The 12,165-nt window shown below is 69.7% G+C and carries 10 protein-coding genes and 1 pseudogene; 4 read left to right on the top strand and 7 right to left on the bottom strand.

Features of this window, described 5'->3' with window-relative positions; all coding sequences use genetic code 11:
- From AC30CM_RS07000 to rpmF, 7 genes and pseudogenes are all read right to left on the bottom strand, one after another.
- A pseudogene (locus tag AC30CM_RS07000) lies at positions 1 to 202 on the bottom strand (MspA family porin); the annotation flags it as partial.
- A gap of 376 nt (positions 203 to 578) precedes the next feature.
- The gene (locus AC30CM_RS07005; RefSeq protein ID WP_490116119.1) at positions 579 to 737 is read right to left on the bottom strand and encodes a hypothetical protein; all 159 of its coding nucleotides are present in this window, start codon (positions 735 to 737) and stop codon (positions 579 to 581) included.
- Between the two features lie 143 nt (positions 738 to 880).
- The gene (locus tag AC30CM_RS07010; protein ID WP_490116216.1) at positions 881 to 1,420 is read right to left on the bottom strand and encodes a MogA/MoaB family molybdenum cofactor biosynthesis protein; all 540 of its coding nucleotides are present in this window, start codon (positions 1,418 to 1,420) and stop codon (positions 881 to 883) included.
- Between the two features lie 53 nt (positions 1,421 to 1,473).
- Positions 1,474 to 2,805 carry a S1C family serine protease gene (locus AC30CM_RS07015; RefSeq protein ID WP_490116120.1) on the bottom strand — a complete coding sequence of 444 codons (1,332 nt, stop codon included), beginning with the start codon at positions 2,803 to 2,805 and terminating at the stop codon, positions 1,474 to 1,476.
- A gap of 156 nt (positions 2,806 to 2,961) precedes the next feature.
- Positions 2,962 to 4,467 carry a HAMP domain-containing sensor histidine kinase gene (locus AC30CM_RS07020; RefSeq protein ID WP_490116121.1) on the bottom strand — a complete coding sequence of 502 codons (1,506 nt, stop codon included), beginning with the start codon at positions 4,465 to 4,467 and terminating at the stop codon, positions 2,962 to 2,964.
- Positions 4,467 to 5,156 (bottom strand): response regulator transcription factor, encoded by a 690-nt coding sequence (locus tag AC30CM_RS07025; RefSeq protein WP_490116122.1) that lies wholly within the window; start codon positions 5,154 to 5,156, stop codon positions 4,467 to 4,469. Before AC30CM_RS07025 ends, AC30CM_RS07020 begins: the two co-directional genes overlap by 1 nt.
- A gap of 98 nt (positions 5,157 to 5,254) precedes the next feature.
- Positions 5,255 to 5,428 (bottom strand): 50S ribosomal protein L32, encoded by a 174-nt coding sequence (rpmF, locus tag AC30CM_RS07030; protein ID WP_490116123.1) that lies wholly within the window; start codon positions 5,426 to 5,428, stop codon positions 5,255 to 5,257.
- Positions 5,429 to 5,688: 260 nt separating this feature from the next.
- Between rpmF and AC30CM_RS07035 the strand changes: the two genes are divergently transcribed.
- The 4 genes from AC30CM_RS07035 (at position 5,689) to AC30CM_RS07050 (ending at position 12,149) form a co-directional block, all read left to right on the top strand.
- On the top strand, positions 5,689 to 7,380 hold the full coding sequence (locus AC30CM_RS07035; protein ID WP_490116217.1) for an acyclic terpene utilization AtuA family protein: 1,692 nt from the start codon (positions 5,689 to 5,691) through the stop codon (positions 7,378 to 7,380).
- Positions 7,377 to 8,531, top strand: a complete 1,155-nt coding sequence (locus tag AC30CM_RS07040; RefSeq protein WP_490116124.1) for an acyl-CoA dehydrogenase family protein — start codon at positions 7,377 to 7,379, stop codon at positions 8,529 to 8,531. Before AC30CM_RS07035 ends, AC30CM_RS07040 begins: the two co-directional genes overlap by 4 nt.
- A complete protein-coding gene (locus AC30CM_RS07045; protein ID WP_490116125.1) occupies positions 8,528 to 10,123 on the top strand; it encodes an acyl-CoA carboxylase subunit beta in 1,596 nt (531 codons plus the stop codon). Before AC30CM_RS07040 ends, AC30CM_RS07045 begins: the two co-directional genes overlap by 4 nt.
- A 76-nt stretch (positions 10,124 to 10,199) precedes the next feature.
- Positions 10,200 to 12,149, top strand: a complete 1,950-nt coding sequence (locus AC30CM_RS07050) for an acetyl/propionyl/methylcrotonyl-CoA carboxylase subunit alpha (protein ID WP_490116126.1) — start codon at positions 10,200 to 10,202, stop codon at positions 12,147 to 12,149.
- Positions 12,150 to 12,165 lie beyond the last annotated feature (16 nt).

The raw sequence follows: 12,165 nt of genomic DNA on the forward strand, positions 1-12,165 counted from the left end.
ACCACTCACGGGTCAAACGGTTGCGGTCCAAGGGAAACACGCCGTTGAGGAACGTATCCCACTGCTGAATGGTGAGCGTGCGGTCCTTGCCGTCAACGAGGCTCAACTCGTTGTCCAGGCCCGCGTGTGAGGTGCCCGTGCTCGCGAACAACGCCGCGATGGCCGCGACGAGCGCGACCAGCACCCGACTGATTGCCTTCATGTTCTCCCTAGCTGTGTCGGAGGTGATCCGGCAGGCTCACCGCTGCGTTCGGTGTGGGGTGGTGCTGCTCAACCACACACCCGGCAAGAGGAACATGTGAGGGAAATGAGAAACCCCACATGTTTCTCTTACGCATTGCTCATCGTTGACGCCAGAAACATAACGGTGGGACAACCAACCGGCAACGCATACGATTCGGGGGTGCCGTGACGCCCGATTGCGGGGCGCCCTTTGCTGACATCGCATGGGCCGGGTCCATGACCGAGGAGTGCGCGGGGCCCGGTCCGACATCGGGCCCGGTCACATACCGAAGGTATTCCCCATCGCCGGTGACGACCCCCGGATTACCAAACTTCGCTCAGAGTGAAACCACAGGTCACGCGTGGTGCGGCGGAACGTTGTCGCGCAGCCATCGATCCCGCTCCCCGTCGTCGGCGGGGCGCGCTTCCTCTTGCTCGTCACGGGTGATATTGGGCAACGGATTACCAAAGATCTTGTTAACTGCATCGCGATCCCAATGCGATTCGCGGGTCACGCCTTACCTCCAGTGTGATGAAGATCACATTTCGGACGAATGCCCAGTTCATGGGACGTTAACACGATCGGCCACCAACGGCGGCGGCCGGCGGATCGGTTCGATCCGCCGGCCGCTGCCGTATGTGACGTCGTCTCCGGTGTTCAGATCTCCAGGCTGGAGAGCTGGCCGATGATCTGGCCTGCCAGCGGGCCGAGGGTCGCCATGCCGTCGCGGACCGCCCCGCGCGAACCCGCGATGTTGACGACGAGGGTGGAGCCCGAGATGCCTGCGAGTCCCCGCGACAATCCCGCGTCGACGATGCCGGCGGACAGGCCCGAGGCACGCAGCGCCTCGGCGATGCCCAGGAGTTCGCGATCGAGGATGGTCCGCGTGGCCTCCGGCGTCACGTCCCGCGGCGTCACACCCGTGCCCCCCACCGACACCACCAGGTCGACACCACCGATCACGGCGGTGTTCAGGGCGTTGCGGATCTCCACCTCGTCGGCCGAGACCACGACCACCCCGTCGACGACGAATCCCACCTCACCGAGCAGTTCGGTGACCAGGGGACCGCTGTGGTCCTCCTCGTCCCCGTGGGCGGTGCGATCGTCCACGACCACGACCAAGGCGCGGCCTACCAACTCAGACGGCTGTTCCATGATGCCAACCGTATATGGCCGGTCCGCGGTGGGCGCGACCATCTTCAGCGGCGTCTCCACCGGCACCTTCACCGACACACCGCCCGACGTGATCGTCACTGGTCGGCCTTGCCGAGCTTGACCTGAACGGTCTGCGACTTGCCCGCGGGATCCAGGTACGTCAGCGTCACCTGCTCGCCGGGAGCCTTCGAACGCACCGCCGCGATCAGCGCATCGGCACTGCCGATGACGCGATCGTCGACCTTCGTCACCACGACGCCGCTGGGCAGACCCGCCGACGCGGCCGCTCCGCCGCCGGTGACGTCGACGATCTTCGCGCCGTCGACGGTGTTGTCGTTGGCCACCTGGACACCCAACGACGCGTGCGACGCCGTACCGCTCTTGATGAGTTCGTCGGCGATGCGCTTCGCCTGGTCGACCGGAATGGCGAAGCCCAGGCCGATCGAACCGCTCTGCGACTGCGGGGAGTCGCCACCGAGCGTGGCGATCGCGGAGTTCACGCCCACCAGCTCACCGTTCATGTTCACCAGGGCACCGCCGGAGTTTCCTGGGTTGATGGCGGCGTCGGTCTGGATGGCGTCGAGCACGGTGTTCTGGTTCTTGGAGTCGCCGCCTGCGGCGACCGGGCGGTTGAGCGCGCTGACGATGCCGGTGGTGACCGTGCCCTCCAGGCCCAGCGGCGAGCCGATCGCGACCACGTCCTGGCCGACCCGCAGGTTCGCCGACGATCCCAGCGTGATCGGCGTCAACCCGCTCGCGCCGTCGGCGCGAACCACGGCGATGTCACTGCTCGGGTCGGTGCCGACCACGGTGAACGTCGTCGTGTCACCGTTGGCGAAGGTGACCTTGGTCTGCACCGGTCCGCCCTGTATGGGACCGGGACCACCCGGTCGGGCGCCCGCCACCACGTGGTTGTTGGTGAGGATCAGTCCGTCCGAGGACAGGATGATCCCGGATCCCTCCTCCGACGCGCGGCCCATGTCGGTCTCGAGCTTGACGACGCTGGGCACCACCTTCGCCGCCACCTGCTCGACGGACCCGGCGGGCAGGCTCGCGGCCGGCTCCGACTGCGTCGCACCGCCGAGCGACGAGGTGACTGCCGGGCGGTCGGGCTGCACTAGTGTTGCCACGCCGCCACCGATGCCCGCGGACACCAGGGCGATGGCCAGCGCACCGATGACGAGGCTGCCGCCGCGAGGACGCTGCGGGGGACGCGGGGCCGGGGGCACCGGCCGCACCGGGCCACCCGGATAGGGATCGTGGGGACCCCGGTAGGCCTGCTGCTGCGTCGCGTAGCGCCAGTCGTAGCCGGCCGACGGCGCGCCGGTGCGCGAGGCGCTGCCGTACGGGCCGTGCGGCTGCTGGTCGTACCCACCCGGCCGGGATCCCGGCGGAGGCGGCGGCGAGTACCTCGGGTGGTTCGTCATGTCCCCTGTGTGCTCTTCCCTCGAGTGCGTGCACGGATCGTTCACCCATGAAACGAACCGTTGGCGTCGACAATGCCCGCCAGGGCTGAGAATCCACTTAGAGATCGTTCGGGGCAACCCGAGACTTACCCGTCGGGTCGCTGACCGAATCGGTGGTCAGAGGCCTCCGCCGCCGCCGCGGCCCAGCGCCGCGTCCGACGCCACGTCCGGGCGTGTCGCGACGGGACGCCCCGGCAACACCACGTGGAACGACGTGCCCGGCGGCACGACGCCGGGGGCGGCGTCCTCGATCCAGATCGAGCCGCCGTGCCGCAGGATCACCTGCTTGACGATCGCCAGCCCCAATCCGGAACCGGGCATCGCGCGCGCCGACGTGGAGCGGTAGAAGCGCTCGAACACCAACGCGCGCTCCTCCGGAGGGATGCCGGGGCCCTGATCGGAGACCACCAGCTTCGCGTTGACGGCGTCCACCTGCGCCAGGTGCACGCCGACGCGGCCGTTCGGCGGGCTCCACTTCGCCGCGTTGTCCAGCAGGTTCAGCACGGCCCGCGACAAGCCGGCCGAGTCGCCGAACACCTGCCAGGGCGTCACGGCGACGTCGAATTGGATGTCGTTGCGCCGCCGCCGGACCCGCTCCAGGCTGCGGTCGACGACCTCGGACATGTCGACGGGCTCGTGCACCACGATGCCTTCGTCGTCGCGGGTCAGGTCGACGAGGTCGCCGACGAGCGTGGACAGCTCCTCGATCTGGGCGATGACGTCGGCGCGCAGGCCCGCCATCTCGTCGTCGGGCAGTCGGGGCGCCCCGGGCGCCATCGACGCCATCAGCAGCTCGACGTTGGTACGCAGCGACGTCAGGGGCGTCCGCAGCTCGTGACCCGCGTCGGACACCAGCCGGGCCTGCCGCTCGCGGGACTCCGCCAGTGCGCGCAGCATCATGTTGAACGCCTCGGTCAGGCGTGCCAGCTCGTCGCTGCCGTGCACCGGAATGGGCCTCAGATCGTCGGTCCGGGCCACGCGCTCGGCAGCCTGAGTCAGCCGAGCGACGGGTCTGAGCCCGGTGCGGGCGACCGTGCCGCCCGCGATGGCGGCCACCGCCATGCCGAGCCCGCCGACGATGAGCAGGATCGTGCCCAACCGTTTGAGCACCTTGCTCGTGGGCTCCATGCTCTTGGAGATCAGCAGCGAGCTGCCGTTGGACAGGTGATAGGCCAGCACGCGCTGGTTGTTGACGGTGCGCAGCGACATCCGCAGGTCCCCGGAGATGACGTCCTTCTCGGGTTGTCCGAGCGGGAGCGTCTGGCCGGCCTGGTTGGCGGTGTAGATGGACCGGCCGGGGTTGACCAGCATCGCGTTGACGTCCGAGTACGCCGTGCCCTCGATGGCCTTGCCGGGATCGGCGGCCAGGGATCCGCTCTCGATGAGCAGCCGGGCGCGGCTCTGCAGCTGATTGTCGACGTCCTGGTAGAGGGCCCGCGACACCACGACGTAGACGGCGACGGCCATGAGCACCACGACCATGGCCACCATCGACATGGCCAGCAACATCACGCGCCACCGCAGCGACACCGAGCTGGTGTCGTGCAGCGACGGCTCGCCGGTCTCGGTGGCGCGGACGCGCGACGGCACCCGCCACAGCTCCCAGGGCTTCACCGCGGCCATCAGGGAGGTGTCTCGCGCAGCACGTAACCCACACCGCGCACGGTGTGGATGAGGCGCGGCTCCCCCTCCGCTTCGGTCTTGCGACGCAGGTATCCGACGTATACCTCGAGGGCGTTGCCCGACGTCGGGAAGTCGAAGCCCCACACCTCTTCGAGGATGCGGCTCCGGGTGAGCACGCGGCGCGGGTTGGCGATCAGCATCTCGAGCAGCGAGAACTCGGTACGGGTGAGGCTGATGGGCCGCTCGCCGCGCATCACCTCCCGCGTCACGGGGTCCAGGCTGAGGTCCGAGAAGGTGAGGGTGGCGGAGTCGGCGCCGCGCTCGTCGAGGGTGGTCCGCCGCAGCAGCGCCCGCATGCGGGCCAGCAATTCCTCGAGCGCAAACGGTTTGGGCAGGTAGTCGTCGGCGCCGGCGTCCAACCCGGCGACCCGTTCGGACACCGAGTCCCGTGCCGTGAGGACCAGGATGGGCAGGTCGTCACCGGTACTGCGGAGCTGCCGACAGACTTCGAGACCGTCCAGCCGCGGCATCATGACGTCCAAGACCACGGCGTCGGGCCGATCGCTGGCTATGGACTCGAGCGCCTCGACGCCGTCCTGGGCCAGGTCCACCGAGTATCCGTTGAAGGACAGCGACCGGCGCAGGGATTCACGAACGGCGCGATCGTCGTCGACGACAAGAATTCGCACAGCCACAGTTTCAACCCCACGTCTGAGAGTGGGCTGAGAGGCGCGCCGTCAGGTCGACGGCGCGTTCCTCCCCACCAGCGACGGTGGAGGGATCGACGTCAGCGACGATCGAGGTCGATGAGGCCGAGGCGAGCCGCCTTGAGCAGGCGACGCGGCACCTTGTGCTGCTGACCAGCGACGTTGACGGTGACCAGACCGGTGGCCTCGGCCTTCCACTGCGCGCGACGGCTACGGGTGTTCGCGCGCGACATCCTGCGCTTGGGCACAGCCATGACGAGCATCTCCTTGATCAGGGGTGTTGCCGCGCACACGACAGCGGCCAACGGTTGCACGTCAGGATAGCGGGCGACCTCTGCACCGACCAAACCACGGGTCTTCGCCGACCAAACCACCGGCGATGGGCGGTCGACCCTTGACGCGTTACCGATGGTATCGACTAACGTACCGCCCTACCGGTTGGTTGAAGCCGTCGACGACGATGGGAGCCCGTGTGACAGTCGCGGAGGGCGTGGGCGGCAAGACCGCCTGCCCGGTGCGGATCGGAAACTGCTCGGGCTTCTACGGTGACCGGCGCTCCGCGATGCGGGAGATGCTCGACGGCGGCGCCCTGGACTATCTGACCGGCGACTACCTGGCCGAGCTGACGATGCTGATCCTGGCCCGCGACCGCGCCAAGGACGCCGAACGCGGCTACGCGAAGACCTTCCTCACCCAGCTGGAGGAGTGCCTGGGTCTGGCGCTCGACCGCGGCGTGCGGATCGTCGCCAACGCCGGCGGGCTCAACCCCGCGGGGTTGGCGACGGCCGTCCGCGGCCTCGCCGAACGCCTGGGCCTGGCCGTCGACGTGGCCCACGTCGAGGGTGACGACCTGGTGGGCCGCGCCGCCGAACTCGGCTTCGACGGCACACTGGCCGCCAACGCCTACCTCGGCGCCTGGGGCATCGCCGACTGCCTGGACCGCGGCGCGCACGTCGTGGTGACGGGCCGGGTCACCGACGCCTCCGTGATCGTCGGCCCCGCAGCCGCGCACTTCGGTTGGGCCAGAACCGATTACGACGCGCTCGCCGGCGCCGTCGCCGCGGGTCACGTCATCGAGTGCGGCACCCAGGCCACCGGCGGCAACTTCGCCTTCTTCGCACGGTCGACCCCCGAGACGCTCCTGCGCCCCGGCTTCCCGCTGGCCGAGATCTCCGCCGACGGGTCATCGGTGATCACGAAGCACGCCGGCACCGGCGGGCTGGTCGACGTCGACACCGTCACCGCCCAGCTGCTCTACGAGATCGGCGGGGCCCGCTACGCCAATCCCGACGTCACCTTGCGCATCGACAGCGTGGCGCTCACGCCAGACGGCCCCGACCGCGTGCGCATCACCGGGGTGCGCGGCGAGGCTCCCCCACCCACGCTCAAGGTGTCACTCAACGCCATCGGCGGCTTCCGCAACGCCATGACCTTCGTGCTCACCGGCCTCGACGTCGACGCCAAGGCCCAATTGGTGCGCCGTCAGCTCGAGGCCGCCCTGCGGACCCGGCCCGCGGAACTGGAGTGGACGCTGGCGCGCACCGACCATCCCGACGCCGACACCGAGGAGGCCGCGAGCGCGCTGCTGCACTGCGTCGTGCGCGATCCCGACCCCGCGGTCGTCGGCCGCCGCTTCTCCTCGGCCGCAGTCGAACTCGCGCTGGCCAGCTATCCGGGCTTCACCACCACGGCACCGCCGTCGGACGGACAGGTCTACGGCGTGTTCACCCCCGGGTACGTCGCCGCCGACGAGGTGCCCCACGTCGCCGTGCACGCCGACGGCACGCGCACCGACGTCGCGCCCGCCGCCGAGACCCGGGCGCTGGCACCGGTTCCGGCTCCGGAGTTGCCCACGCCGGTGGCTGCGGGACCGACGCGTCGGCTGCCGCTCGGCACGGTCGCGGGTGCGCGCTCCGGCGACAAGGGCGGCGACGCCAACGTCGGCGTGTGGGTGCGCACCGACGCCGCCTGGCGCTGGCTGGCCCACGAGCTGACGGTGGACAAGCTGCGCGAGTTGCTGCCCGAGACCGCCGAACTCGGCGTCACCCGGCACGTCCTGCCCAATCTGCGGGCACTCAACTTCGTCATCGAGGGCATCCTGGGCAAGGGGGTCGCGTACCAGGCGCGATTCGACCCCCAGGCCAAGGGCCTTGGCGAATGGTTGCGATCCCGCCACGTCGACATCCCCGAGGAGCTGCTGCAGTGAACCCGACCACCTGGACGAGCCCCGAGCGCGACGAGCTGCGAAAGACCGTGCGCACGTTCGCCGAACGCGAGATCCTGCCCTACGTCGACGACTGGGAGCGGGCCGGCGAGCTGCCACGGTCGCTGCACCTGGCCGCCGGCGAGGCCGGACTGCTGGGGGCCGGCTATCCCGAGGCCGTCGGCGGGGGCGGCGGCGACAGCGCCGACACCCTGGTGATCTGCGAGGAGCTGCATCAGGCCGGGGTGCCCGGCGGCGTGTTCGCGTCGCTGTTCACGTGCGGCATCGCGGTGCCGCACATGATCGCCTCGGGCGACGAGCGGCTCATCGAGACCTACGTGCGACCGACGCTGCGCGGCGAGAAGATCGGCTCGCTGGCCATCACCGAACCGGGCGGCGGCTCCGACGTCGGGCACCTCACCACGCGCGCCGACCGCGATGGGGACTCCTACGTGCTCAACGGCGCGAAGACCTACATCACGTCGGGCGTGCGTGCGGACTACGTGGTCACCGCGGCGCGCACCGGTGGCCCCGGCGCCGCAGGGGTGTCGCTGATCGTGGTCGACAAGGGCACCCCCGGCTTCGAGGTGAGCCGCAAGCTGGAGAAGATGGGTTGGCGCTCCTCGGACACCGCCGAGTTGTCCTACGTCGATGCCCGGGTGCCGGTGACGAACCTGATCGGCGCGGAGAACACCGGCTTCCTGCAGATCGCGGCGGCGTTCGTCTCCGAACGTGTCGGCCTTGCGGCACAGGCGTATTCGGGTGCCCAGCGCTGCCTTGACCTGACGGTGGCGTGGTGTCGCGATCGGGAGACGTTCGGCCGGCCGCTGATCTCGCGGCAGGCCGTGCAGAACACGCTGGCCGACATGGCGCGTCGCATCGACGTCGCCCGGGTGTACACCCGCACGCTCGTCGAACGCCAGTTGGCCGGCGACCCCAACCTGATCACCGAGGTGTGCTTCGCCAAGAACACCGCAGTGGAGGCCGGTGAGTGGGTGGCGAACGCCGCCGTGCAGCTGTTCGGCGGCATGGGCTACATGGCCGAGTCCGAGATCGAACGGCAGTACCGCGACATGCGCATCCTGGGCATCGGCGGCGGCACCACCGAGATCCTGACCGGCCTGGCGGCCAAGACACTGGGCTTTCAGGCATGACCCCGTTGAAGTCGATGCTCGACACCCGCGGTGACGGCTATCGTGCCGCCGCGGAGGCCATGTCGATCAAGCTCGCCGAACTCGACGCCGAGCACGCCAAGGCGCTCGGCGGCGGCGGCGCGAAGTACGTCGATCGTCATCACGCGCGCGGCAAGCTCACCGCGCGGGAACGCATCGAGCTGCTGGTGGACGCGGATTCGCCGTTCCTGGAGTTGAGCCCGCTGGCGGCCTGGGGCACCGACTTCACCGTCGGCGCCAGCGTCGTCACCGGGATCGGGGTCGTCGAGGGCGTCGAATGTCTGGTGGTGGCCAACGACCCGACCGTCAAGGGTGGTACCAGCAACCCCTGGACGCTCAAGAAGATCCTGCGGGCCAACCAGATCGCGCTGCAGAACCGCCTGCCCGTGATCTCGCTGGTCGAGTCCGGCGGCGCGGACCTGCCGACGCAGAAGGAGATCTTCATCCCCGGCGGGCAGATGTTCCGCGACCTGACCCGCCTGTCGGCCGCGGGCATCCCCACCATCGCGCTGGTGTTCGGCAACTCGACCGCCGGTGGCGCCTACGTGCCCGGCATGTCCGACCACGTCGTGATGATCAAGGAACGCTCGAAGGTGTTCCTCGCCGGGCCTCCGCTGGTGAAGATGGCCACCGGCGAGGAGTCCGACGACGAGTCCCTCGGTGGCGCCGAGATGCACGCCCGCACTTCGGGTCTCGGTGACTACTTCGCCGTCGACGAACCCGACGCCGTGCGCATCGGCAGGCGCATCGTGGCGCGGCTCAACTGGCGCAAGCAGGGGCCGACTCCCGGCCCGGTGCGCCCGCCGGCGTACGACCCCGAGGAGCTGATCGGCATCGTGCCCGCCGATCTGCGCATCCCGTTCGACCCCCGCGACGTGATCGCCCGCATCGTGGACGGCTCGGACTTCGACGAGTTCAAGCCCCTCTACGGCGGATCACTGGTCACGGGATGGGCCACGCTGCACGGCCATCCCGTGGGCATCCTCGCCAATGCGCGCGGCGTGCTGTTCAGCGAGGAGTCGCAGAAGGCCACGCAGTTCATCCAGTTGGCCAACCGGTCGGACACGCCACTGCTCTTCTTGCACAACACCACCGGCTACATGGTGGGCCGCAAGTACGAGGAGGGCGGCATGATCAAGCACGGCTCGATGATGATCAACGCGGTGTCCAATTCGACGGTGCCGCACATCTCGTTGCTCATCGGCGCCTCCTACGGTGCGGGCCACTACGGGATGTGCGGCCGTGCCTACGATCCGCGGTTCCTGTTCGCCTGGCCCAGCTCGAAGTCCGCCGTGATGGGCGGTACGCAGTTGGCAGGCGTGCTGTCGATCGTCAGCCGGGCGGCGGCCGAGGCCCGCGGTCAGCAGGTCGACGAGGACGCCGATGCCGCGTTGCGCGCCGCGGTCGAGGCGCAGATCGAGGCGGAGTCGCTGCCGACGTTCCTGTCGGGTCGGCTCTACGACGACGGGGTCATCGATCCCCGCGACACGCGGACGGTCCTCGGAATGTGCCTGTCCGCCATCGCCAGTGGTCCCGTCGAGGGGACGTCGAACTTCGGCGTCTTCCGGATGTGAGCGCCCTCGTGATTTCGGCGCGCTCGTGTTCGGTCAGCGACGGTTTCCGCGCCGAAATCGCAAGGAAGGGAAATCCGTGATTCAACGAGTGCTCGTCGCCAACCGCGGGGAGATCGCCCGCCGGGTGTTCGCGACGTGCCGCCGGCTGGGCATCGGCACGGTCGCGGTGTACACCGACCCCGACGCCGGGAGCCCGCACGTCGCGGAGGCCGACGTGCGCGTGCGCCTCGACGGGCGCAACGGCTACCTCGACGTCGACCAGCTGATCGCCGCCGCGCGAGCCTCGGGCGCCGACGCGATCCATCCCGGGTACGGATTCCTCTCGGAGAACCCCGATTTCGCCAAGGCGGTCGTCGATGCGGAGCTGACGTGGATCGGCCCGCCGGTCGCCGCGGTGCGCGCGATGGGCTCGAAGATCGAAGCGAAGAAGATGATGGCCGCCGCAGGGGTGCCCGTCCTCGCCGAACTCGACCCCGCGACCGTCACCGCCGAGGACCTGCCGGTGTTGATCAAGGCGTCCGCGGGCGGCGGCGGTCGCGGCATGCGCGTGGTGCGCGAGGTGGGTGAGCTGCGAGGGCAGGTCGAGGCCGCGCGCCGTGAGGCGCAGTCCGCCTTCGGCGATCCGACGGTGTTCTGCGAGCGCTACCTCGCCTCGGGACACCACGTCGAGGTACAGGTGATGGCCGACGCCCACGGCACGGTGTGGGCGGTCGGCGAACGCGAGTGCTCCATTCAGCGACGCCACCAGAAGGTGGTCGAAGAGGCGCCGTCACCGTTGGTGGAACGCACCCCCGGGATGCGCGAGAAGCTCTTCGAGGCGGCGCGGTTGGCCGCCAAGGCCATCGACTACACCGGCGCGGGCACCGTGGAGTTCATGGCCGACCACGATGGCGACTTCTTCTTCCTGGAGATGAACACGCGGTTGCAGGTCGAGCACCCGGTCACCGAGGAGACCACCGGCCTCGATCTGGTGGAGTTGCAGCTCGACGTGGCCGCCGGTGGGCGTCTGGCATCCGCACCGCCTGCGGCGCGGGGGCATTCGATCGAGGTGCGGTTGTACGCCGAGGACCCCGCCAAGGACTGGCAGCCCCAGGCCGGGCCGGTGCACCGGTTCGAGGTGCCCACCGCGCGTGCGGCGTTCGGCACGCTGGGCGTGACCGGCGTGCGCGTGGACAGCGGCGTCACGGGTGGGTCCGAGGTGTCGGTGTTCTACGACCCCATGCTGGCCAAGGTCATCTCGTTCGCGCCCACCCGCCCCCAGGCCGCCGCGATCCTCGCCGACGCCCTGGTCCGCACCCGCCTGCACGGCATCACGACGAACCGGGACCTGTTGGTCAACGTGCTGCGGCACCCGGCGTTCGTCGACGGCGCCACCGACACCGCGTTCTTCGACACGCACGGCCTGGCCACGCTGGCCGCGCCCGTGGCTCCCGCCAACACGACCCGGCTGGCCGCCATCGCGGCGGCGCTGGCCGATGCCGCGCAGAACCGGTCATCGGCGTCCGTCCTGGGCGGCATGCCCAGCGGCTGGCGCAACCTGGCGTCGGGATACCAGGTCAAGGGGTATACCGACACCGCGGGTGAGCCGTTCGAGGTGCGCTACCGGTTCGTCCGCGGTCGGCTGCAGCTTCCCGACGACGGCGAGGTCACCCTGGTCTCGTCCACGCCCGATCGCATCGTGCTGTCGGCAGGCGGCGTCGAGCGTGCATTCGACGTGGACCGTTACGGCTCCAGTGTCTACGTCGACGGCGCCTCGGGCTCGGTGCGATTGACGGCGACACCGCGCTTCGGCGACCCGGATGCGGCCGTCGCCCGGGGATCGCTGCTGGCGCCGATGCCGGGCTCGGTGGTGCGCGTCGGTGCGACCGTGGGCGACACGGTGGCGGCCGGGCAGCCGTTGATCTGGTTGGAAGCCATGAAGATGGAGCACACCATCGCCGCCCCCGGTGACGGTGTGCTCGCCGAACTCCACGTCGAAGCCGGCCAGCAGGTCGACGTCGGCACCGTACTCGCACGCGTCGAGTAACCCAATCCGAGGAGAA

This window comes from Mycobacterium sp. DHQP2018-32-09, from assembly GCF_058148405.1.

Bases quoted from the DNA above. Each gene is read 5' to 3' on its own strand.
- AC30CM_RS07020 (WP_490116121.1), bottom strand. From the start codon at position 4,467: ATGGCCGCGGTGAAGCCCTGGGAGCTGTGGCGGGTGCCGTCGCGCGTC.
- rpmF (WP_490116123.1), bottom strand. From the start codon at position 5,428: ATGGCTGTGCCCAAGCGCAGGATGTCGCGCGCGAACACCCGTAGCCGT.
- AC30CM_RS07045 (WP_490116125.1), top strand. From the start codon at position 8,528: ATGACCCCGTTGAAGTCGATGCTCGACACCCGCGGTGACGGCTATCGT.
- AC30CM_RS07015 (WP_490116120.1), bottom strand. From the start codon at position 2,805: ATGACGAACCACCCGAGGTACTCGCCGCCGCCTCCGCCGGGATCCCGG.
- AC30CM_RS07010 (WP_490116216.1), bottom strand. From the start codon at position 1,420: ATGGTCGCGCCCACCGCGGACCGGCCATATACGGTTGGCATCATGGAA.